The organism is Paraburkholderia sediminicola (genome assembly GCF_046030555.1).
Classification (GTDB): domain Bacteria; phylum Pseudomonadota; class Gammaproteobacteria; order Burkholderiales; family Burkholderiaceae; genus Paraburkholderia; species Paraburkholderia sediminicola_E.
Genome location: NZ_JAQQCH010000026.1, coordinates 46,538 through 69,376 on the forward strand (window position 1 = coordinate 46,538; position 22,839 = coordinate 69,376).

The 22,839-nt window shown below is 62.4% G+C and carries 20 protein-coding genes and 4 pseudogenes; 5 read left to right on the forward strand and 19 right to left on the reverse strand.

The features are described 5' to 3' along the window. Positions 1-17: 17 nt before the first annotated feature. The 9 genes and pseudogenes from PQQ52_RS28695 to PQQ52_RS28735 form a co-directional block, all read right to left on the reverse strand. A complete protein-coding gene (locus tag PQQ52_RS28695) occupies positions 18-1,940 on the reverse strand; it encodes a PrkA family serine protein kinase (protein WP_408219012.1) in 1,923 nt (640 codons plus the stop codon). A 662-nt stretch (positions 1,941-2,602) separates the two neighbouring features. Beyond that, positions 2,603-3,364 carry a hydratase gene (locus PQQ52_RS28700; RefSeq protein ID WP_408219015.1) on the reverse strand — a complete coding sequence of 254 codons (762 nt, stop codon included), beginning with the start codon at positions 3,362-3,364 and terminating at the stop codon, positions 2,603-2,605. A gap of 434 nt (positions 3,365-3,798) precedes the next feature. Then, a complete protein-coding gene (locus tag PQQ52_RS28705) occupies positions 3,799-5,571 on the reverse strand; it encodes a methyl-accepting chemotaxis protein (RefSeq protein ID WP_408219018.1) in 1,773 nt (590 codons plus the stop codon). 362 nt (positions 5,572-5,933) lie between these two features. Next, a complete protein-coding gene (locus tag PQQ52_RS28710; protein ID WP_408219021.1) occupies positions 5,934-6,974 on the reverse strand; it encodes a LacI family DNA-binding transcriptional regulator in 1,041 nt (346 codons plus the stop codon). A 164-nt stretch (positions 6,975-7,138) separates the two neighbouring features. Continuing rightward, a pseudogene (locus tag PQQ52_RS28715) lies at positions 7,139-7,249 on the reverse strand (ABC transporter permease); the annotation flags it as partial. 186 nt (positions 7,250-7,435) lie between these two features. Further along, positions 7,436-7,588, reverse strand: coding sequence for a hypothetical protein (locus tag PQQ52_RS28720; protein WP_408219131.1), 153 nt, complete (start codon positions 7,586-7,588; stop codon positions 7,436-7,438). A gap of 351 nt (positions 7,589-7,939) precedes the next feature. Then, complete coding sequence (locus PQQ52_RS28725; RefSeq protein WP_408219024.1) at positions 7,940-8,902, reverse strand: sugar ABC transporter substrate-binding protein; 963 nt, start codon at positions 8,900-8,902, stop codon at positions 7,940-7,942. Between the two features lie 346 nt (positions 8,903-9,248). After that, positions 9,249-10,226: a magnesium/cobalt transporter CorA gene (corA, locus tag PQQ52_RS28730; protein WP_408219026.1), complete on the reverse strand. Its 978-nt coding sequence runs from the start codon at positions 10,224-10,226 to the stop codon at positions 9,249-9,251. Positions 10,227-10,370: 144 nt separating this feature from the next. Continuing rightward, positions 10,371-10,811: a hypothetical protein gene (locus PQQ52_RS28735; RefSeq protein ID WP_408219029.1), complete on the reverse strand. Its 441-nt coding sequence runs from the start codon at positions 10,809-10,811 to the stop codon at positions 10,371-10,373. Positions 10,812-11,085: 274 nt separating this feature from the next. Here PQQ52_RS28735 and cydX point away from each other — a divergent pair, with 274 nt between their 5' ends. From cydX to PQQ52_RS28750, 3 genes and pseudogenes are all read left to right on the forward strand, one after another. Further along, positions 11,086-11,235 (forward strand): cytochrome bd-I oxidase subunit CydX, encoded by a 150-nt coding sequence (gene cydX / locus PQQ52_RS28740; RefSeq protein ID WP_408219032.1) that lies wholly within the window; start codon positions 11,086-11,088, stop codon positions 11,233-11,235. Next, a pseudogene (locus PQQ52_RS28745) lies at positions 11,232-11,309 on the forward strand (ATP-binding protein); the annotation flags it as partial. The gene cydX and the pseudogene PQQ52_RS28745, both read left to right, overlap by 4 nt. Beyond that, a pseudogene (locus tag PQQ52_RS28750) lies at positions 11,295-11,432 on the forward strand (ATP-binding protein); the annotation flags it as partial. The pseudogenes PQQ52_RS28745 and PQQ52_RS28750, both read left to right, overlap by 15 nt. Positions 11,433-11,598: 166 nt before the next feature. Here the strand turns inward: PQQ52_RS28750 and PQQ52_RS28755 are convergent. The 3 genes from PQQ52_RS28755 to PQQ52_RS28765 all read right to left on the reverse strand — a co-directional run bounded on the left by PQQ52_RS28755 (position 11,599) and on the right by PQQ52_RS28765 (position 14,478). Beyond that, positions 11,599-12,696: a saccharopine dehydrogenase family protein gene (locus PQQ52_RS28755; protein ID WP_408219034.1), complete on the reverse strand. Its 1,098-nt coding sequence runs from the start codon at positions 12,694-12,696 to the stop codon at positions 11,599-11,601. 272 nt (positions 12,697-12,968) lie between these two features. Then, a complete protein-coding gene (locus PQQ52_RS28760; protein ID WP_408219037.1) occupies positions 12,969-13,427 on the reverse strand; it encodes an Lrp/AsnC family transcriptional regulator in 459 nt (152 codons plus the stop codon). Between the two features lie 166 nt (positions 13,428-13,593). Further along, the gene (locus tag PQQ52_RS28765) at positions 13,594-14,478 is read right to left on the reverse strand and encodes a LysR substrate-binding domain-containing protein (protein ID WP_408219040.1); all 885 of its coding nucleotides are present in this window, start codon (positions 14,476-14,478) and stop codon (positions 13,594-13,596) included. 187 nt (positions 14,479-14,665) lie between these two features. Between PQQ52_RS28765 and PQQ52_RS28770 the strand changes: the two are divergent. Both PQQ52_RS28770 and PQQ52_RS28775 read left to right on the forward strand, forming a co-directional pair. Continuing rightward, positions 14,666-15,185 (forward strand): annotated as a pseudogene (locus tag PQQ52_RS28770) (Spy/CpxP family protein refolding chaperone). A gap of 206 nt (positions 15,186-15,391) precedes the next feature. After that, complete coding sequence (locus PQQ52_RS28775) at positions 15,392-15,829, forward strand: PGDYG domain-containing protein (RefSeq protein WP_408219042.1); 438 nt, start codon at positions 15,392-15,394, stop codon at positions 15,827-15,829. Positions 15,830-15,940: 111 nt separating this feature from the next. On the opposite strand, the gene PQQ52_RS28780 is transcribed toward PQQ52_RS28775, so the two are convergent. The 7 genes from PQQ52_RS28780 to PQQ52_RS28810 form a co-directional block, all read right to left on the reverse strand. After that, positions 15,941-16,309 (reverse strand): DUF3022 domain-containing protein, encoded by a 369-nt coding sequence (locus tag PQQ52_RS28780; protein ID WP_408219043.1) that lies wholly within the window; start codon positions 16,307-16,309, stop codon positions 15,941-15,943. Between the two features lie 100 nt (positions 16,310-16,409). Next, a complete protein-coding gene (locus tag PQQ52_RS28785; RefSeq protein ID WP_408219045.1) occupies positions 16,410-17,222 on the reverse strand; it encodes a YhfC family intramembrane metalloprotease in 813 nt (270 codons plus the stop codon). 60 nt (positions 17,223-17,282) lie between these two features. Continuing rightward, positions 17,283-18,497 carry a LacI family DNA-binding transcriptional regulator gene (locus PQQ52_RS28790; RefSeq protein ID WP_408219048.1) on the reverse strand — a complete coding sequence of 405 codons (1,215 nt, stop codon included), beginning with the start codon at positions 18,495-18,497 and terminating at the stop codon, positions 17,283-17,285. Then, entirely contained in the window at positions 18,494-19,459 is a 966-nt protein-coding gene (locus PQQ52_RS28795) for a 2-hydroxyacid dehydrogenase (protein ID WP_408219050.1), read from the reverse strand. Before PQQ52_RS28795 ends, PQQ52_RS28790 begins: the two co-directional genes overlap by 4 nt. After that, positions 19,459-20,751, reverse strand: a complete 1,293-nt coding sequence (locus PQQ52_RS28800) for an MFS transporter (RefSeq protein WP_408219053.1) — start codon at positions 20,749-20,751, stop codon at positions 19,459-19,461. Before PQQ52_RS28800 ends, PQQ52_RS28795 begins: the two co-directional genes overlap by 1 nt. Before the next feature lie 150 nt (positions 20,752-20,901). Then, on the reverse strand, positions 20,902-21,885 hold the full coding sequence (locus PQQ52_RS28805) for a sugar kinase (RefSeq protein WP_408219056.1): 984 nt from the start codon (positions 21,883-21,885) through the stop codon (positions 20,902-20,904). 171 nt (positions 21,886-22,056) lie between these two features. Continuing rightward, positions 22,057-22,830: an IolE/MocC family protein gene (locus PQQ52_RS28810; protein WP_408219059.1), complete on the reverse strand. Its 774-nt coding sequence runs from the start codon at positions 22,828-22,830 to the stop codon at positions 22,057-22,059. Positions 22,831-22,839: the final 9 nt, after the last annotated feature.

Here is a 22,839-nt window from a genome sequence, read left to right on the forward strand (position 1 = left end):
GCGGCACGCAGTGCGTATCATGACGACTTGCGCACGCGCAGATACCAGTCACATAGCAAGCGCACCTGCTTCGGCGTATAGCCCTTCGTCACCATCCGGTTGACGAAGTCTTCGTGCTTGCGCTGCTCTTCCGCCGACCCTTTCGCGTTGAACGAGATCACGGGCAGGAGTTCCTCCGTGTTCGAGAACATCTTCTTTTCGATCACCACGCGCAGCTTCTCGTAGCTGATCCAGGCAGGATTTTTCCCCGCATTGGCAGCACGCGCACGCAGCACGAAGTTGACGATCTCGTTGCGGAAGTCCTTCGGGTTGCTGATACCCGCAGGTTTCTCGATCTTCTCCAGTTCGGCGTTCAACGCCGCGCGGTCGAAACTCTCGCCGGTGTCGTGGTCGCGGAACTCCTGATCCTGAATCCAGAAGTCCGCATACGTCACGTAGCGGTCGAAAATATTCTGACCATATTCGGAATACGACTCCAGATACGCGGTCTGAATCTCCTTGCCGATGAACTCGGCATAGCGCGACGCCAGCACGTCCTTGATGAACGATAGATACTTCTGTTCGGTCTCCGGCGGAAACTGTTCGCGTTCGATCTGCTGTTCGAGCACGTACATGAGGTGTACCGGATTCGCCGCGACCTCAGTCGAATCGAAGTTGAATACACGCGACAGGATCTTGAACGCGAAGCGGGTCGACACGCCGGTCATCCCTTCATCCACGCCCGCGAAGTCGCGATACTCCTGATACGACTTGGCCTTCGGATCGGTGTCCTTGAGATTCTCGCCGTCGTACACCTGCATCTTCGAAAAGAGGCTGGAGTTTTCCGGCTCCTGCAAGCGCGTGAGCACCGACATCTGCGCCATCATCTTCAGCGTACCTGGCGCGCATATCGCACTGGCCAGCGACGAATTGCGCAGCAGTTTCTCGTAGATCTTGACCTCTTCGCCGTAGCGCAGGCAGTACGGCACCTTCACGACGAAGATCCGGTCGAGCAGTGCTTCGTTGTTCCGGTTGTTGCGGAACGCCTTCCATTCCGACTCGTTCGAGTGAGCGAGGATCACGCCGTCGAACGGAATCGCGCCGAACCCTTCCGTGCCCTTGAAGTTGCCTTCCTGAGTCGCGGTAAGCAGCGGGTGCAAGACCTTGATCGGCGCCTTGAACATTTCGACGAACTCGAGCAGGCCCTGATTCGCGAGGCACAGGCCACCGGAGTAGCTGTATGCGTCCGCATCGTCTTGTGCGTACTGTTCGAGTTTGCGGATGTCGACCTTACCGACCAGCGACGAAATGTCCTGATTGTTTTCGTCACCCGGCTCGGTCTTGGCGATACCGATCTGGCGAAGGATCGACGGGTAGCGGCGCACCACGCGGAATTTACGGATGTCGCCGTTGTATTCGTGCAGGCGTTTCACCGCCCACGGGCTCAGAATGTTTTTCAGGTAGCGGCGTGGAATACCATATTGCTCTTCGAGGATCGGACCGTCCTCGTCGTAATCGAACAGACCGAGAGGCGACTCGTTCACGGGCGAGCCCTTGATCGAGTAGAACGGCACGCGTTCCATGAGTTGCTTCAGACGTTCCGCGATCGACGATTTACCGCCGCCGACCGGTCCCAACAGATACAGAATCTGCTTCCTTTCTTCGAGCCCCTGGGCCGAGTGCCGGAAGTAGGCGACCACCTGCTCGATCACCTCTTCCATTCCGTAGAACTCACGGAATGCGGGGTATACCTTGATGACCTTGTTCGCAAAGATACGTGACATGCGCGGATCGTTGCGAGTGTCGATCTGTTCTGGTTCACCGATTGCCGTCAACATGCGTTCGCCAGCTGTGGCGTACGCGGCGGGATTGTCTTTGCAGAGCGCGAGATACTCCTCGAGCGAGAGTTCATCTTCTCGCGTTTTCTCGAAGCGGGTCGCGAAACTGCTGTAGATATCCATGCTACCTCCTCGCCGAAGTCTAGACCGATGTCGTGCGCGGCGCGCTATTCGGAAACGACATCGCTCGAATTCATCCTAAACCCTTTTAAATTTTTTTTCCATGAACTACGTTGCGAAAATCGCGCCGTATGTGCCTCCCAACATTCCTCACTTGGAAACACAGATTCGCTCACCTACAATTTTGCGCTCGCATCGCGGCTCTTGCGTAACGACGGCAGACCCACGTTGCGGCCTCTCCACTGCCATTGCGTTCTGACGGCGCCCGCTGCTTGCCGTGCTGCTCAGCACAGATCGCCATGCGCCGTTACACGAATCGTCTCGTTCATCGAACAATCTCACTGTTACACCGGACAGCCTGTCTGCACGCGCACGTTTTGTCGCATCCAGCACGGCCAAGCCGCTGCGCGTTGCCGCGCTTACCTGTCCCTCGTATTAACCGCGTCGGCCGCATGGTTAGTCGCGCGTATAACTGGATCACGGCAGTGCATCGGGTCGCTTCATAGGTGTATACGGCTAAGTGCCCAACACAGATGCGGCAAATGTAAAACGGCCGCCCGCGGGCAGCCGTTTGCTTGATGCTTCCTGATGCGTCCTGATACTTCGTAATCGCTGGTTACAGTCGAACCGTTACAAGCGCGCCGTTACAACTACGCGTGACACGCTCAGGTCAGTTCAACCTCCACTTCCCCGAGACCGTCGATGTGGCCGCGCACAACCCCCGGTTTGTCCACATTGTGCGCACCGACGTACGAACCGGTGGTCAAGGTCCATTCCGGCTCGATGGTGATGCCCATCGCGGCGCAATGGTTGACGAACCAGACGAGCAGTTCGCGCGGATCGCCGGCCGGATTGCCGGTGGCTTCGGGCACGAGCGAGTTGCCGTCGAAACTTAGCTCCAGTTCAGGCGATACGAAATCGAAGCCGCGTGCGAGGCCCGCATAGGCAGCGGGATGGCCGGTGATCAATGCGCCATTGTTCTGCGCGTCGGCCAGTTGCGCGAGCGGCGCGACATTGGGCCATTCGGCAAAGCGGCTATCGACGATCTCAATGGTCGGCAGCACGACGCCGACCTTCGACAGCACCTCGTCGCGCGCATAAGCCCGGCCGCGTGGCTCGATCGCCTCGGCGAAACGAAAGGCGATCTCCAGCTCGACCAGCACGCGGAAGAAGCCGGTATGGGCCACCCGTGCCGGCGACGGCAGCACCAGCGAAGCTGGAATGGGCGCGCCTCCGGCGGCCCCGCCGGGCGCTCTGGCGCCGATCTTCCACGCGCCCGTCGAGTCGCCAAGGCCCGCAATGACAGCCTGCTGGATCGCATAGGCGGTTGCCGCGTCGGGCGGCAGGCTGTCTGGTGGAGGCGCATCGATCGGGCGATGCTGCCGGCGGGCTTCGACGAGGTGGTGCGCGAGGTCGTATGGCGTCATGTCGGTCCTTTATGGCTGGCGCGTTGAGCGTTGGGTTGCCGCGCTGAGTTGCAGCAGTTGAAAAAGCGGGCTGACGGTCCGCGCGCTGACTGCCTGAAGCGGCGACGTCGCCGATGCAGGCCGTAGTCGCGTCCGTCAATGTACCGGATCACGACGCTCACCAGGGCGTGGACAGCACTTGGCAACGTTACTTAGTGCGCAGACCGTAAAAAAAGACCGCGGTTGCATGTGCAATCGCGGTCTTTGTCGTCATGCGGTCAATCCGCATCAGCACGCTTTCCGTCTAACGCTCCAGCGGGAACGAATGTTGCAACGTCGTGGCCGTTGCATGACCAGTCGCAGGCTCTGGCGTCGCGTTCAAAACGCGGTGCGGACGTCGCACGCCCCTATAGTAGCCACGCCGTTACCGTGTCGCGCCGGTCGTCGGTTCCCGATCAGAAGGTTTCCCAATCCTGATCGCTGCCCGCGCTTGCCACGGCCTTCGCCGGTGTTCTCGTGGGCACAGCGGCAACCGGCGTCGACGCTGATACAGCAGATGCCCTGGCTGCGGTGACGGCCTGCGCACCGGATTGTGACAAGGGTCGTGACACTTTACGTGCCGTCGTCGTGCGAACCGGCGCGGCCGCGCGCTTCGGCGCCACGCTGACCGGCGCCTTGACGCCGCTTTCGTCGAGGTGGAACACCGCGACCGCGGTACGCAGCTTGCCGGCCTGATCTTCGAGCGAAGACGCCGCGGCGGCCGCTTCTTCGACCAGGGCGGCATTCTGTTGCGTGACCTCGTCCATCTGGGTAACCGCGCGCGCCACCTGGTCGATGCCGCTGCTTTGCTCTTCCGAGGCCGCCGCGATCTCACCCATGATGTCGGTCACGCGCTGCACCGCACCGATGATCTCGGTCATCGTACGGCCGGCTTCGTCGACCAGCGCCGAGCCGGACTGCACGCGTTCCACCGAGGTGTCGATCAGTTCCTTGATTTCCTTGGCCGCCGCCGAGGAACGCTGCGCGAGGCTGCGCACTTCGCCTGCCACCACCGCGAACCCGCGTCCTTCTTCGCCAGCCCGCGCCGCTTCCACAGCCGCATTCAGGGCGAGGATGTTGGTCTGGAACGCAATTCCTTCAATGATCGAAATGATGTCGGCAATTTTCGCCGAGCTCTGATTGATGTCGCCCATCGTGCCGACCACCTGGCTGACCACCGAACTGCCTTTATTGGCGATCTCCGATGCATTGGCGGCGAGCGCGCTCGCCTGACGGGCGTTATCGGCATTCTGCTTAACCGTGCCGGTCAGCTCTTCCATGCTCGACGCGGTTTCCTGCAGCGCCGACGCCTGCTCTTCCGTTCGCGAGGACAGGTCGATATTGCCGGCTGCGATCTGGCGCGTGGCCGTCGCGATCGATTCACTGCCACTGCGCACAGCGCGCACCGTTTCGGTGAGACTGCGCTGCATCCTGGCGATGCCCTCAAGCAACTGCCCCATTTCGTTGCGCGAGGTGACCACGACCGGGTGGCGCAGGTCGCCTGCGGCGATGGCGTCGAAATGGCCGAGGGCCTGATCGAGCGGACGGCCAATCGCGCGACTCAGCGTCAGATAGGACAGCACCGCAGCCAGCACGCCGGCCAGCAGCGCAACGGCGCTCACGATGCGGAACACTTCAAAGTTGTTCTGCGCGGAGTCGTAACCTTGCTTGGCCGATACGAACTGATACTTGCGCAACGCGTCGTCGGCGTCGCCGAGATCGTTGTACGCCGCCTGCAAAGCCTTGGCACCGTCGACGACCTTGCTCGGGGCGTTCTCCGTGACAATCGCCGCAAACGCGTCCATTTGCTGATGCAGCACGTCGCGTTTGGCAATGACGGTCTGCGCAAGACGGTCTTCCTCGGCGTCGCGCGGCAGATCCATATACTTTTTCCACCACGCGTCGGACGTAACCCGCATCGAACGCGCGCGCTCGAGCGTCGGCGCCGCTTCCGGCGTGCCCATCATGAACGCAGCCCGGTCGAGCGCCAGCCGCTCGCGCGCCGAATAGATCTCGGCGTTGCCGATATCGACCGCGCTCGGCATGGCGTTAGTGAAGGTGTCCTGGTAGGCGTCGTTCGAACGGCTCATGCCGAACAGACCGAAAACGCCGATGGCGACTAGCAGTGCAGCGAGAAAAGCCGTCGTGAGGCCAATCCGTGCCTTGATCGTAATGCCTTTGTTCAACATGCTTGTTCCTGTACTTGGCAAATGAGAGGCTGTGTGCGCAGCGCGGGGTAACGTGTGACGTCTGCGTGCAGGGCGCTTATTTGATGTGGCGCTCTAATACCCTCGTTTACGGCACTCGATTTGCATACTTGAAGGATTTATATAGTATGAAGAAAGGCGTTGTAAGGAATTAGAAGAAATTACAAACCACTGACAGACAGCGCCGGCGCGAAGGTCGCGCAGCGCTTTTGGGGAGGGAGGGAATGGATTTCAGGCCGGGGCTGTACGAAAAGCCGAACGCGAAATCGAAAGGCCGGACACGAGGTCTTTCAACTCGCGTCCGGTAACGCAGTGCTCGATGCCGCCAACGCGGCGCGGCTGGATCAGGCAGCCAGATCGCGCCTCGCCGAGCCGGCCCAGGTCGCGGTGGATTCGCGCACGATCAGCCGCGGCGACACAACACGCCGGCGACCCGGCGCACGCGCGGTGCCGGCCGACGTCCCCGCGATCCGCTCAATCAACGTCTGCGCGGCCATATCGCCGAGCGCGCGGACCGACTGCCCGACGGTCGAGAGCGCGGGATAGGTGAAGCGTCCCAGTTCGATATCGTCGAAGCCGATGATCGAACAATCGCGCGGCACGCTGATATTGCGCTCCGCCGCGGCGCGCAGCGCGCCGATGCCCATCATGTCGTTGCCGGCAAAAATCGCCGACGGCTTCACGGTGTCGAACAGTTGTCCAGCCGCACGATGGCCACCCGTCCCCGAAAAATCGCTTTCGACAATCGCGCCGGCCGGAATCTCAATGCCGCGCTCCGCCATGGCGCGAATGAAACCGTGCACCCGCATGGCGCTTACCGCCGTTTTCACCGGCCCGGTGATGCAGCCGATCCGCACGTGCCCCAGTTCGAGCAGATGACGCGTTGCGAGATAACCGCCCTTCTCGTGGTCGATCTGCACCAGATCCGCGTTCACGCCTTCAATATTGCGGTCCACGACGACCAGCGGCTCACGGGCGTTGGCGAGGGCCTGCGCCAGCACCGCGTCGTCGCCCGCGGAGGCGACAATCAGTCCGTCGATACGTTTTTCCTGCAGCACGCGCAGATAGTTACGCTGCTTGGCCGGGTCGTCGTCCGAATTGCAGAAGAACAGGCAGTAGCCGTTGCGCGAGCAACCATCCTCGATACCACGCGCCATCTCCGCGAAATACGGGTTCGTACTGTTCGGCACCACCAGACCGATCGTCGCCGTCGCCCGCGCTTTGAGCGAACGGGCCACCGCCGACGGCACATAGTGAAGCTGACGGATCGCGTGTTCGACCTTCGCGCGCACGTCGGCCGACACCGGCCGTGAGTTGTTCACCACGTGCGATACCGTCGTGAACGACACGCCCGCCACGGCCGCTACATCCTTGATCGTCGCCATAACCTGTTGCTCTCCTGCCTGTTGTTCCCGCCGGCCACGCCATCTGGCGACACACCGGACGTCTTCATCGATGACAGACCTAAACCCATGAATACTTACGCTTTACCGTTCCTGGTGCTTCGACTGCTCCTGACACGCTAGGCTGCTGACAACCCGTACCTTCTTCATGCGCGCTTACGGCGGCTGCGATAGGTATCCAGCACCACCGCCACTACGATCACCGCGCCGGTGATCATCCGCTTGGTCGGCTCGTTCGCGCCGATCTGCGCGAGGCCCAGGTAGTTCGAAAAGCCGAGCCGCGTGCCGGCCGGCTTGCCGCTTGCCGCTTGCCGCTTGCCGCTTGCCGCTTGCCAGCGGCGCGGAGGGGTCGGTAGGCGGCGTTATGTTGCCCGCGTTGGCCGCGTTGGCCACGTTTTCCGCACCCGGCTGCCCGCTCGATCCTTCACGCACCGATCGATCGGTCATGACAGACTCCCTGCTTCCTGAGTGACGGGCGCATCCTCGCGCAGCGACAGCGAAACGTCGGCGAGCAGCGGTTCGGCATAGGGCTTACCGATACCGCTGACAGACAGTACGAGTACGGCAGGCAACGCGTCGTGATCAGTTGAATCCATCGCAATCCCGGTTCCGTAACTCCCGGCGCGGCTTCATGCGATTCGCTCGAATGAAACCGCCAACCGCGGCCACGTGTCATGCCGGCCCGATGCGCCGAATGCGCAGGTGCTGTCGGCCCCGCCCCTCCCGCCGCGCAGCCACCGTCATGACGCTTACCTCTGGAATTAACGGCGGCGTAGCAGGTTTCTTGAGCGTTTATTGAATTGGCGCGGATTCGCGTGCTTCTTGCCGTGCATTCAAGATGCAGCGGCGTCGGCGCGAACCCGCGTGCCCTGCCGTGTTGCGGTGCTTCCTGGGGTGCTGCTTCCTCCGCTACTTTTCAGTACTTGGGAATATTTACTGGCCGCCGCTTACCTGGCCACCAGGTCGCACGGCGTTTCCACGACGCCTGACAATTGCGACTGCTTCTTGTGCTCGCTGATCGCTTTCAACGCGGTGTCGATGCCGAACACGGCCTGCTTGGCGGCGTACTGGTCGGCGGTGGCGAGCACGCGGCCGTCCTTGAGCATCGGCTTGATCGCGCCGATGTTGTCGTAGCCGACCACCATCACCTTGCCTTGCTTGCCCGCCGCGCGCACGGCCGAGACCGCGCCGATCGCCATGTTGCCGTTGCCGGCCAGCAGCGCCTTCAGGTTCGGATACTCATTGAGCATGGCCGACGCCACCGCGTTGCCCTTGTCGATTTCCCAGTCGCCCGATTGCACCGACACGACCTTGGCGCCGACGGTCTGCATGGCGTCCTTGAAGCCCGCGGTGCGCTGCTGCGCGTTGGTGGTGGTCGACACGCCTTCGATAATGCCGACTTCGTCGCCCGCCTTCAGCTTCTTGCCCAGGTAATCGCCGACCTTCTGCGCGCCCTTGCGGTTATCCGGGCCGACGAATGGCACGTTCAGGTCTTTCGACTTGAGCACATCCGGGTCGAGCCGGTTGTCGATGTTCACAACGATGATGCCTGCGTCGATAGCTTTCTTGACGACCGGCACCAGCGCCTTCGAATCAGCCGGAGCCAGCACGATCGCATCGACCTTCGAGACGATCATCTGTTCGACGATCCGGATCTGGTTCGCGGTATCGGTTTCGTCCTTGATACCGTTGGTGATCAGGTCGAACTGGGAGGTATTGTGTTTCTGATAGTCCTTGGCGCCGTTTTCCATGGTCAGGAAGAACTCGTTCGCGAGCGACTTCATCACCAGCGCGACCCTCGGCTTATGGGCAGGCGCGGTTTGCGCATAAGCGGACGAAAACGGCAAAGCGGCGGTAGCAGTGACGAGAACGGCGGCCGCCACCATGCGGCGGCGAATGCGATGACTCATGCATATCTCCAGGTTTGTCGGGCTCGCGGTCGAGCCGTATTTTTTGTGGTGCGCAAACGTTTGTGAGGGCCTATTCTCAGCGTGCCCTGTTCGGATTGTCAACGGATCGCCGTGCTGCGATGCATCGGTCCGCAAAAAGTGCGTCGATGCAGCGCGCTCGATAGTTTCGACCGGCGCGGCGCGCAAGCGCGCCGGCAGGCTGCAGGTTGGCAAAGGTTCCTCGCTGGGTCCGTGCGTGGCAAATTTGCCACCGGCTGCAAACTCAGCAGTCGGCGGGCCGTTTATGCTGGACTTTTATTGCGCACGGTGCAAGCGGCAACAGCGAGGGCGATGGGCCAAAGGCTCGTCAAAGCCAGCCGGCCTTGCGGAAGCGCCAGTACAGGATCACGTCCACGGTGAGCATGACAGCCAGACAGACCGGATAGCCGAACCGGTAATGCAGCTCAGGAATACTCTGGAAGTTCATCCCGTAGATGCCGGCGATCATGGTCGGCACCGCGAACAAGGCGGCAAACGAGCCGAGCCGCTTGGTCACCTCGCTTTCGGCAAGCGAGATCATCCCCAGATTGACCTGTACCGCGGTGACGACCATTTCGCGCCGGCCGTCGATGATTCGGACGATCCGTTCGAGATGGTCGTAGACATCGCGAAAATAGGCTTGCATGCCTTCGCAGACGCTCGGAATACGCCCGCCCGTCAATTTGCTGATCGCTTCCTGCAGTGGTGCAATGTGGTGCTGCAGGATCACGAGGCGGCGTTTCAACGAGTACAGATCCTCAATGATCGCGCGCGAGGCCGCCGAATTGTTGCGTTCGAAGATGCGGTCTTCGAGTGCTTCGATCTCGGTGTTCATCGCCTCGACGATCGGGAAATAACGATCGACGATGTCGTCCGCCAGCGCGTACAGCACGAACGCCGAGCCCTCCTTGAGCAATTGCGGCTCGCGCTCGCAGCGGGCGCGAACGTTCTGGAACCCGGCGCGCGCGCCGCGGCGCACCGATAACACATAGTTGTGCCCCACGAACACGTCGACCTCGCCGATCAGCAGTTCGCCCGCTTCGTCCATTTCCACGGTATGCATGACCGCGAATAGCGACTCGCCGTACTCCTCGATTTTCGGCCGCTGATGGCCGTTTTGCGCATCTTCTATCGCGAGTTCGTGCAGGCCGAACTCGTGTTTCATTACGGCCAGCTCCTCCGGCTCCGGGTCTTTCAGCGCGACCCAGACGAAGCACTCGGGCCGCGCCACGTAGTCGCTGATGCTCTCGATATCGATGTCAGCCAGCTTCCGGCCGTCCTGATAGGCGGCGCAATTGATCAGCATGTTGGATTACCTTGAAAACTGAATAGGCCGGCCGGCTTCACGCTTGCGTAAGCCCGGCGGCGGATATTCATGAACGAATACACGACAGCCGCCATGTTAAGGGCTGAGCGTGACCGCCATGTATCCAATTGTTAAAGCCCTGCGCTATCGCGCAACCCTGCGCAAAGCGATGCGGTGATCCTCCCCGAAAATGATCGACGCGCGGTTCGAATAGCGGGTGTCGGCCGTGACCGTAAAGCGCATCTCCACGACCGGATCGAATTGCGTGGAGACACCGATGCGGTGCACGCCCGGGCTCAGATAGAAGACCACATGTTCGCCGTTCATCAGATCGGTGACCTGCTCACCGTCGACATACACCAGGGCATCGCGAAACCGGACGATCACATCGCGGGAACGTTCGCGCCGCACGTCGACGGCAACCAGTCCGGTTCCGGGCTGCGTATAACCGGGCTGAACGATACGCGCTTGCGGTACTTCCTTGAACGGGACGGGTTCGGCAGGTGTGGCGGCGCAACCGGCAAGCAACGCGATGGCAAGCGCAAGCAACGCGGCTTTGCAGTGGAAGTGCTGGCGCATCGGCATGCTGGGTCTCCCGGTTTGTTGCGGGTGTTGCTCTTGTTATAGGCGCATTGCGCCATCCTGGCCGAACGGCCAGACTCCGCGCCCCCTCTTGCACAGGACCGCGTTCTTCTTCATGATCGCTGCAAAGCGCTGCGTTGTGGGCGCTGCGCGCTGCGGATTTACCCTCGGATCCGTCGCGTGCCACTTTTGTCTGCCAGCAGGTTCGCTTCGCTGTGCCGGCTATGCGCCACGCTTCAGCGCCCGCCTCGCCGGACATACGATCAAGGAGACTGCAATGTGGTATTTCACCTGGATTCTCGGCATCGGCGTGGCATTGGGCTTCGGCATCATCAATGTGATGTGGCTGGAAGCGAGCGGCAAATTCGCGCGTGACCCACAGCATGCCGGCACCCGGAGCGCGACGCCCGAGGACACGTCTTCGTGACCCATCTGGTTTTCTTCTGCGGTCACGCAGGCACCGGCAAGACCACTCTGGCAAAGAAGCCGAGCGGCGATATTCGCGAGGACCTGTTGATGTTCGACAACACCGCGCCAACCCACGCGGACTACGAAGCGCTGCTCGCACGCATCGTAGGCGACCCGTATGCGTCATCTGCGATGCTGCCGCCGCTGCCTGTCTAGCACCGGTGTTTCAAACGCAAAAACGCAAAACGCCCCGCATGGCGGGGCGTTCATCAGGCGGCCTTCTGCGAGGCCTGCTTCGTTACTCGCGGCAGAGTCACCGCCGCGTGGACGCACGGCCCCCGGTTTTGAGCCTCATTTGCACCCTCAACGCGACAGTTGCGGTTTACACCGTCGCCATCGCATCCAGCGACTGCCCTTCGTATAACTGGCCAAAGCGATTCGCGAGGAAATCGCGCAGCGACACCTGTTCCTGACGCACGAAACCGCTTTGCGGCAGTTTCTGCTCGCGGAACAGATCGAGCACCGCGCACATCGCGCCGGCCGTGGTGATCTGGATCGCACTCATCGCCACGCCACACACCGTCTTCGCGAAGATCTTGCGGGTGAAGACTTCCTGCACCAGTTGACCGTCGCGCATACCGCTCACGGTGATGAACACCAGCACGACGTCTTGCGCCGTCGCGGGCACCGAGCGGCGCATGATGGTCTTGAGCGTATCGCGATCGCTCGAAAGACGCAGGTCTTCCAGCAGGAACTGCATCAGGTTACGGTGGCCCGGATAGCGCACCGACTTGTAGTCGAGCGATTCGACACGGCCCGACAGGGTTTCGCATAGCGTGCCCAACCCGCCGGAAGTATTGAAAGCTTCGTATTCGGTGCCGTCGAGCGAGAAGTGCTCAAGGCCTTCAAGCGGCTGCACCCACTGCGTGCGGCTGTCGCGGATCGCTTCGCACGGCTGACAGTACTCGTTGATCAGGCCGTCGACACTCCACGTCAGGTTGTACTTCAGCGCATTGGTCGGAAACTCCGGCAGCGCGCCGACGCGCATCTTGACGTCGCGGATTTCAGTGAAACGGCTCGCCAGTTCATGCGCGGCGATGCCGATGAAGCCCGGCGCCAGACCACATTGCGGCATGAAGGCGTGATCGGCGTCGTCGGCGATCGCGCGGATCGCGCTGGTGGCGCGCACGTCTTCGGTCAGATCGAAGTAATGGACGCCGGCCCCCTTGGCCGCCGAGGCCACGTTCACCGCGAGGTAATACGGCAGCGCGTTGACGAGCGCGTCGAAGCCCTGAATAGCGGCGCGCAGCGCGGCGGCATCGGCGGAATCGACGCGCCGGGTCGGGATGCCTTGGGCAGCGAGCTTATCGAGCGCGTGCTGATCGCGGTCGAACGCGACGACGTCGTAGTCGCCGGTTTCACGCAACATGTGGGCGATGGTGTGACCGATCAAACCTGCGCCAACAATGGCTACTTTCATGCGCTTCTCCTTTGTCGACCGGAGTTAGCGCTTTAGCGCCTACTCCGGTCCCATTCAAGATGGTTTGTTATCTGCTGTCTCCAGCTTGGGAAGTGCGCTGCGCTTGGCGCTGCGCCCGGCGGGCTGAACCCTTGAGACACAGTTTAGGGAGAAGCAAAAACAGTTCATACGCGCAAAGTGCTGCGCTATGACCATGAATTTCGACGTTATGACGACGCAATCAGTCGATATGTCGAAAACATGTTAAAACGGCGTAAAAATTTGCCGTGCGCTCACACCATGCCGCGGTCGATCTTGCGTGCAAGAATGATCGACGTCGTGGTTCGCTCGACGCCTTCCAATCCACCGATCTCATCGAGCAGATCGTTGAGGCGGTCGGGCGAATCGGCACGCAGCCACGCGACATAGTCGAAATCACCACTCACCGCGCATAGCAACTGCACCTCGGGCATCTTGCCGAGGCGCTTCTGCACGGCGGGCCCGTACTTCGGCGCGATGATGATGCCGACGTACGCCTGGATGCTCGAGTCGAGCACGTCCTGGCCGAGCCGCACGCTGTAGCCGCCGATCACGTTGCTGCGCTCGAGCCGCGCAATCCGGGCGATCACCGTAGTGCGCGCCACGTCCAGTTGACGCGCGAGATTGGCGACGCTCTCACGGGCGTTGGCTTGCAGCAGCGCAACGAGGTTGCGGTCGAGGTCGTCGAGTTGGTCGAGGCGCGGAGGTCTCATCGAGGGCGAAAGAAGTTGGTCAACAATGGGCGGATTATCGCGCGTCTTCGGCATCGGGCGGCAGGCAGAGGAACCCCGAGTCATCGCCGACCGAATGATGAGCGGCTAGCAGCGATCGGGAAGCGGCACTGAGCGGGCGGGAAACGCAGCAAGGCAAGCGGCAGGATCACACCCCGAACCGCTCGATCACGAAATCGATAAAGCTGGTGAGCTTGGGCGTGGCGCGGCGATCGCGTGGATAGACCAGATGGACCGGCGCGCCATCGGGCAGATAGTCTTCCAGTACCGACACCAACTCGCCGCTGGCGATCTCTCGCGCAAGCAGCGCCTCCGGCTGCAACACCAGCCCGAAGCCGCGCAATGCGGCAACCTTGAGCGCCTGGCCGTTGTTCGCCCGGAACCGTCCGGCGCGCAGCTGGTTTTCGTTCGCGTTCTCACCACCTAGCCGCCACAAACCCTCGCGGCCCCAATGCAAAAAGCCCAGGCATTCGTGCTGCATAAGATCGGCCGGCGTGCGGGGTATGCCGGCCCGTTCCAGATAGGCCGGCGACGCGCACGCGCGCATCCGGTAAGGCTTCAACGGCCGCGCGACGAAACTGGAATCCGGCAAATGGCCGATTCGCACCGACGCGTCGAAGCCCTCTTCCACCAGGTCGATCACGCGATTCGACAGATCCAGTTCGAGGCTCACGTCCGGCCATGCGCTCAGATAATCGGTCATCGCCGGGGCAAAGACTTCGACGCCGTATGTCAGCGGCACCGTCACCTTCAGCACCCCGCGCGGCGCGGCTGCCATTGCCTCGGCGAGCGACTCCGCCTCCTTGACGTCCGCCAGAATGCGCCGGCACTGCTCGTAATATTGCCGGCCGATTTCAGTCAGACTCTGACGACGCGTGGTGCGCGTCAGAAGCCGCGTCGCGAGCCGTGTTTCGAGCGAACGGATATGCTTGCCCACCATCGCCGACGAAATGTCGAAGCGCTCGGCGGCCGCTGTGAGACTGCCCGCCTCGACCACGGCGACGAAGATTTCCATGCTGACGAATTTGTCCACCCGCTATTTCCTGTTCGTTTCGGTTGTAAGCGTTTGTCGCACTGCAGCCGCATTGTAGGGATATCGTGATACAAATAGCGGCGACGGCGAAGTGGGCAGCCGGCCGCCCTGCGTCGCTATGGCGACGCGCGTTGGGCCGCTCGCCATACTCGCCTTGTCATAATTCGAACAGACATCAGGAGTTTCGATGAAAAAAGCACTCGTAATGCTGGCCACCGCAGTCGCCATGAGCGGCGCGTTCGCACAAACTTCCGCACCGGCTTCGGCACCGGTTGCCGCCGCAGCTTCGGCGCCTGCCGCAAAAGCGGGTCACGAGCGCAACGTCGAAGACCGCATCGCCTACCTGCATAAGCAGTTGAAGATTACTTCGGCGCAGGAATCGCAATGGAACGCGTTCGCCGACGTCATGCGCAACAACGGCGAGACGATGGGACAGTTGTTCCAGCAGCGCAAGGCCAACACGAACCTGTCGGCAGTCGACGACATGAAACAATACGCGGCGATCGCACAAGCGCATGCGGACGGCATGAAGAAGCTGGTCGATGCGTTCGATCCGCTGTATAGCAGCTTCTCGCCGGAGCAGAAGAAGCTGGCCGACGTGACGTTCCATCAGGGCGGCCCTGAAGGCAGCCATCGCCACCACGGCAAGGGCGGCAGCAAGAAAGCGCCGGCCGCTGCCGCGGAGTGATACGGCTGTGAAGCCGTAAGAGCTTGATTGCGTAGTCAATTGCGCGCGGCGCGGGTTTCCGCGCTGCGCGCCCGGTTCTTTTGCCTTTGGCGGCGGGATGCGTCCGCCTGCCTACGCCAATGGCAAAAGAATCCGATCTTCACATGCATCTGGCATGATGCGAGTATGCCGCGCCGGGCGTAACGCCCCAGCGCGGCTGTCAATATTTCCACACCGACTCGCTCCATGACCGAACTCAAAAATCTCGATCTGAGTAACGATGCAAACGCCCGGCGCGTCGTCAAAAACGAAACCGTGAGCGTTGAATTCGCCGCCGTCGAAGGCGAACTGATGAGCCTGGAAGGCCCGAACCGCTATGCCCGCGGCGACGCGCTGATCACCGGATCGACCGGCGACCGCTGGGTCGTCTCACGTGAGCGGTTCGACGCCAAATACCTGCCTGAAGACACCGCCCTCGCTCATGGCGAGCCCGGTGCATACCGCAACCGCCCGGCCATCGTGCTAGCCAAACAGATGAATGAAGCGTTTTCACTGGCCCGCTCAGCGAGTGGTGGCGACGTACTGCACGGCGCGGCCGGCGACTGGATCATGCAGTACGCCCCCGGCGACTACGGCGTGGTGCAGGCCGCACGTTTCGCGAAGGTCTATCGGCTTGCGGACTGACTCGTCGCCTGAGTCACGGCCGGCGAGCGTTGGCCGGCTCGGCGCGGTCAGCCCCCCGCACTCAGGCCCGCCTTCCAGCCGATGGCCCGAGGGTCTTGAGTCACCATCGCTTCAGGCAAACTCGTCGCCGAGATCCACCGTCACATCGCGCGCTACCGTCTCGCCGTTCGCATACTGCTCTTCGAGCGAGCCGATGCTTGCTTCGACATACGCCCGCAGCACCGCGAAACTCCGCCCGCGCAGCCGCGCCGGCAACGCGCGATAACGCGCCAATGCCGTCGGCGCGATCACCACAGTCATCACGATACGGCGCGCGGTCGCACCGAAACGCATTGCAACCCAACGAATCGCCAGCGTCGGTGTGCCGTCTTCGCCCGCTTGCTGGATGAACTGCGTCTGCTCGGGAAACAGATCGCTGATGACGCGCGCCAATTCCTCGAACTCGGGATTCGCGCAGTCGTATTGGTAAGCTTCTTCCATGAGGTGTGCCGAAAGGATGAGCCTGAACGGTGTACCGAAAGGGTACGCCGAAAGTTAGTGAATCACGGATGGTCTGTGTAACAAGCGGCTCACAACAGGCTTACGCGGCAACCGCCGGGCGACGGAACACGCTGAACAACCAGCCCGCGACAATCACCGCCCCCAGTGCATACATACCGTCCACTGCGGCGAGCGGCATGAGCTGCGCCTGAAACAACGCTGCCGGCACGTCGACCAGCGCGTGCAGCGCAATCGCGAGCGGCAGAATGCCGCGCCAGCCCGCCCGCACGCCGCGCCACATCAGCACCGACAAGCCGATCTGGAACACCAGCGCGGCCACCCGTTCGAGCGCGAAAATGCCGGCCGTTTGCGGCGTCAGGCTGGCGAGAATCAGGTGGATGCGCATTATCGAGTCGGTCGGCAGATTGCTCAGGTAGCCGTCCAGCTCGCCGCGGTTTTCAAAGACGGCGAACAGGACCCATTGAAGCTGCACCAGCACGCCGGCCAGCCAGGCTTCAGCGCCACCGTGGCCGAGGCCATAAGTCAATGCTGTGCCGTCGCCCTGGCCCGCCACGGAGGACGCGGACTTCGCCGCCGCGCGCTTGAGCAACAGACGCATCCCGATGAAACGTCCCACTTCCTCGCAGATACCGGCGACCAGCGCGCCGTACACCACGAAAGCCAGTGGATTGGACAGGAAGGTGGCCGTCGCTTCGTTCCGATGCAGCACGTAGTCGTTCAGCGCGCGCTCGATCACCATGGCGAACAGCGCGAATATGGCGATGCCGATGATCGCGTCGCGGGGATTCAGCGCAAGCGGCCGGCGCAGACGACGGTAGATCAGGAACGGTAAGGCGGCGACGAACAGGGTCGCGACGGCGAGGCTCGAGAGAGTAATCGGTGCAACAACCATGAGTTTCCTTGCGATGATCGACGCGCACCCGCTGCGCGCCGCAGCCCGAATGATCGCAGATCAGCGCGAAGTTGAGGCGCGGACGATCAATTCGCCTGGCAAGAGGCAATCGCGTGCGGTGGTTTGAATCCCTTCGATGCGTTCATGGAGGAACTCGACCGCGCGGTAGCCGATCTCGTAAGTCGGCTGACGGATCGTCGTGACGCCGGTCAATTCGGCCCACTCGGGATCGTCGATCGACAGCAGCGCGACGCGCGCCTGCCAATCCGCGCCGTAGCGCGCTTTCAGATGCAGGGCGAGGCATAGCGCGACCGGCGCGTTCGCCGCGAACAAGGCGATGCGCGTGGTTTTGCCGGTGGCGTTAGCCGAGGCTTTGCGAGCGGCATCGCCTGTGGCGTCATCTAAGGCGTTGCGTTCGGCGCGACCTGTCACTCTGGCCATGGCGCCGGCAGGATCGCCAGCTGCATCGATTGCGCGGTCCAGTTCGGCGAGGGCACGCTCCACGGCCGCCGGCTCGCCAAGGTTCAACACCAGCGTATGCCCACGCGCGCCGCCCTTGCTGCTTTCATCGTTTCCGCGGTTTGCACCGTCTTCGCCTTTCCCGCGAATCCTGCCTTCGTGGCCCTCGCCGCTCATCACCTCACGAAACGCCGCCTCACGCAGTTGCCGTGAACTGACCTGCTCGAAGGGCTGCACGACAAACCAGATATCGTCGAAGCCGTTTTCGAGCAGATGCCGCGTGCCGAGCTCGGCCGCCGCCCGGTTGTCCAGCCCGACCATATCGGCGACAAGCCCATCTACCGAACGATCGACCAGCACCGCCGGAATCCCCCCGCCGCCTACCGGCCGCAATGTTTCCTCGCGCACGCCGAGCGCGTTCACGATCACGCCTTCCACGCGGTACGTGGTCAGCAATTGCAGATAGCGCCGTTCCATTTCGACTTCATTAGCCGCATGGCAGATCAGCGGCATCAGCCCGAGCGCGTGGCAAGCGGCTTCCACGCCTTGCAGTACTTCGACGGTGTACGGATTCGTCAAGTCGGCGAGCAGCATGCCGATCAGGCGATTGCGGCCACGCTTGAGGCCGCGTGCCATCTGGTTAGGCTGATAGTCGAGACGCTCGATGGCCGCCTCGATGCGCGCGCGCAATTCCGGCGACAGCACGCTTATCTCGCCATTCAGGTAGCGCGAGATGCTGGTCTTGCCGGTACCGGCTTCGCGCGCGACGTCAGTAATCGTCGCGCGTCGGGCGGCGGCAAGCGGCGGCGTGCTCATTTCTTCAACACTTGCCGGTTGACGATGTTCGTCGCCAGGGTACCGTCGAGCGCGGCGACGAGATTTTCCGCCGCATTACGCGCCATTGCATGGCGGGTCTCGTGCGTCGCCGAACCGATGTGCGGCAGCGCGACCACATTCGCCATTTTCAGCAGCGGCGAATCGGCCGGCAGTGGCTCGGTTTCGAACACGTCGAGACCCGCGCCGTGAATCGTGCCGTTTTGCAGTGCTTCGATCAGCGCCTGTTCATTGACCGTAGCGCCGCGCGATGCATTGATCAGAATCGCGCTCTGCTTCATCGACCTGAACTCCGCCGCGCCGATCATGTGCTTCGTTTCAGGCGTGAGCGGCACTTGCAGACAGACGAAGTCAGCGGTGGCAAGCAGCTCCGCCAACTCGACGCGGCGCGCACCGTAAGCCTGTTCCGCCTGCGGGTTCGCGCTGCGATTCGTATACAGCACCTTCATGTTGAAGCCAAGCGCCGCACGCCGCGCGACCGCACCGCCGATCCGTCCCAGTCCGACAATACCGAGCGTTTTGCCCTGCACGTCGACGCCGAAATGGGCCGGCCCGATGCTGTGCTTCCACTGGCCGGCCTTCACCCAATCCGCCAGTTCGACCACCCGCCGCGCCGACGCGAGGATCAGCGAGAATACGGTATCCGCCGTGGACTCGGTCAGCACGTCCGGTGTATGCGCGAGCACAATGCCGCGGCGCGTGAGGTCGGCCACATCAAACTGGTCAAAGCCCACCGAGATGGTCGACAAAGCCTTCAGCCGGCTCGCGCCTTCGAGCATCGCCGGCGTGATTTTTACGCTCGAACCGATGCCGCCGTCCGCATCCTTCAATGCGGCGACGAATGTGTCGTGCTGCGCGGGGTCGACCTGCACGACTTCCGCATGCTGTTGCAGATACGCGAGCACATCTTCAGGCAGCGACTTCCAGGCGACGATCTTCTTCATCAGCTTTTTCCTTGCAACGGTGTAGCGAGCGTGGCGGCCGCGGTCTGCGCTTGCTGCTGTGGTTTGACGATCAGCGTCAGAATCACCGCAGCGACCAATGCCACGCTCATGAAAGCATACGACGCCGCAGGCGAGCCGGTCGCGCCATTCAGATAGCCGACCACGTACGAGCCGACGAACGAACCGAGCGCGCCCATACTGTTGATCAGCGCCATCGCACCGCCCGCGACGTTCTTCGGCAGCAGTTCCGGCACGATCGCGAAGAACGGCCCATACGGCGCATACATCGCGCCGCCGGCAATCACCAGCAACGCGTACGAAATCCAGAAGTGGGTGGAACCGAGCGCATACGACGCGGCGAACGCAACCGCGCCGACCAGCAGGAACGGCCACACGAACACTTTGCGGCGGTTGAGTTTATCCGATGCCCATGAAGCCGCAAGCATCGCGATCGTTGCAGCCAGATAAGGCAACGCCGAAAGCCAGCCGGTTTCGACCATACCGAGCGTCGAACCGTTCTTCAGGATCGAGGGCAGCCACAGCACGAAACCATACACGCCGATGCTCCAGCAAAAATACTGCGCGCACAGCTTGATCACAGCGGGCGTGCGGAACGCTTCGCTGTAGTTACGCATCGGCTTGATCGCGGCCTGTTCGGCGCGCAAGGTTTCGGCGAGGTCGTCCTTTTGCTGCTGCGTGAGCCACGCCACCTGCTGCGGCTTGTCCTGCACGATGAACCACCAGCACACGGCCCAGATGATCGCGGGCGCGCCTTCAGCGATGAACATGTGACGCCAGCCGAACGAATGCACCAGATAGCCCGACACCACCGACATCCACAGCACCGTCACCGGATTGCCGAGAATCAGGAATGTATTGGCCCGCGAGCGCTCGCTCTTCGTGAACCAGTTGCTGATGAAAATCAGCATCGCCGGCATCACCGCGGCTTCAACCACGCCGAGCACGAAGCGGATCACCATCAGCGAGGGGATATTGCTGACCATGCCAGTCAGCGCCGCGCAACCGCCCCACAGGACCAGGCTCCAGAACACGAGTTTCTTGACGCTGCGGCGTTCCGCGTAAATCGCGCCGGGAATCTGGAAGAAAAAATAGCCGAGGAAGAACAGGGCGCCGATCAGCGACGACAGCCCTTTGCTAATACCGAGATCCTGGTTGATGCCGGCGGCCGATGCGAAACCGAAGTTCGCGCGATCGAGATAGGCGAGGCTGTACGTGATGAATACGATCGGCATGATCGTCCACCAGCGGCGAATCGCGAGCGATGAAGTCATGGGAATCTCCTTTTGCGGCTTCCCGAAAACAATGATGGGCTGTCATGGGGCGCTGTTCGAGCGCTCTTGCTGTTATCGAGCCAGCTACTGCTGGCCAGTGCTGAATCGCGGAATGCGCTGGATGACACGTTGTGCATTACATCCGCGCACTCAGGCCGCGCTTGCAACGCGCGGCACTTCGGCGAGTTCAAGCGCGTCGAGTTCGGCGCGGCTCGGCAGACCTTCGGAATCGCCGATCACCTGGATCGCCAGCGCGCCGATGCGGTTGCCGCGCGCGACCGCTTGCGCGAGCGGCTTGCCTTCGAGCAGCGCGCTGACCACGCCGACGGCGAAGCCATCGCCCGCGCCGACCGTGTCCACCACCTTCGCGACCGGTTGACCCGCAATCACGGCGGCATCGTCGGTGGTGCGGAAGTACGCGCCTTGCGCGCCGAGTTTGATGATCACGCCGCGCGCGCCCTGGTCGAGATAAAACTTTGCGATGTCGTCCGGCTGCGTGTAGCCCGTCAGGATCTCGCCTTCGCCGATGCCGGGCAGCACCCAGTCGGCCAAAGCGGCGAGCGCATTCAAGCCTTCGACCATCGCGGCGCGTGACGGCCACAGCGTCGGGCGCAGATTCGGATCGAACGAGACGGTCTTGCCGGCGGCACGCATTTCACGCGCCAGATGGAACGCGAGTTCACGCGAGCTCGCGGAGATTGCCGGCGCCACGCCTGTCAGATGGAGATGGCGCGCGGGCAGCACATAGTCGGCCGCGTAGTCGGCCAACGACAGGTAGCTCGCCGCCGACCCTTTGCGGAAGTACTCGACGGCTGGATCGCTGCCGTCGTCGTTCTTCGACTTCAGCTGGAAACCGGTCGGGTAGCGCGCGTCGGTGGTGACGCAGCGCTGGTCGATGCCCTCGTTCGTCAGCGTGTCGCGCACGTACTGGCCGAACGAATCGTTGCCAACCCGGCTCATCCAGCCCACCTTGAAACCCAATCGCGAGAGACCGATCGCCACATTCAGATCGGCGCCCGCGACGCGCTTGGTGAATTGCCCAACGCCGGCGAGCGCGCCGGGTTCGGCGGCCACGAACATGGCCATCGCTTCGCCGTAGGTGATGACGTCGAGTGCTGCGGTTGTGTTGCTCATCCTTCGCTCCTGCGTGTTTCTGTTTGCTGCCTGTTTTTGCGTGTGTTGTCCTGCTTGCGCCGCATTGCTTGCGCTTCGCTGCGTATGCTGCCGCCCGTACCGCGTGCACTTCTCCACACGCGCTGGTTGCCGGGCGTTTTTTGTACTGCTCTCTCAGGTCCTACGCGCCACTTACGCGGCGGCCAGCCACGCGACATAGTGCGCCGCGTCCTCATCGATACGGTTCGCGTCGAACGGAAATTCAATGCCGCGCGGCACGTGGCGCGGCAGCGTGTCGAGCACCGCGGCGAACTGCGTGTCGCCAGCGGCCGGCGCGGCGGGAAAGCGTCGTGCGCCCTCGCCCACCGTCGTCTTGCAATGGATGTATTCGACGTGAGCAGCCAGCGGCCCGGCGGCATCGAGCGGCGCGACCTCGCGCCATGCCCAGTTGCCCATGTCGAAGGTCATGCCGAGCACGCCGGCACAGCCTTCGCGCGCCAACGCGTCGAACAGCCCGACGAACTGCGCGAGCGAGCCGCCCTCGGCCAATTGACCGTTTTCGACGACAAGCCGCGGGTTCGCACCGCTCAGGTGATCAGCAATCGCCGCGCCATTGGCCTCGGCGGCGAATCCGCCGAGTTGCAGCTTCACGAAGCGGGCGCCGAGCGCCGTCGCTTCGTCAAGCGAGAGACGCAGTGCGTCGGCGTCGAGGAGTCCGTCGGACGTGTACAGCGATGCGGGCGTCGAATACACCGACCACAAGCCCAGTTCGGCGATCGATTTGCCGAGCGCGCTCAATGCCTGCGGTGCGGCATCGGCTTCGTCGGCGAACAGCTCGCGGCGCACTTCGAACGCCGCCGCGCCGGCCTGCCTGCTCACCTCGGCCCACTTCAGATGACCGTCCGTGCGAACCGCGTCCATCCCGAATGCGCTTGCGACGATCACTACGTCAACTGCATCAGCCATGTCGAATTT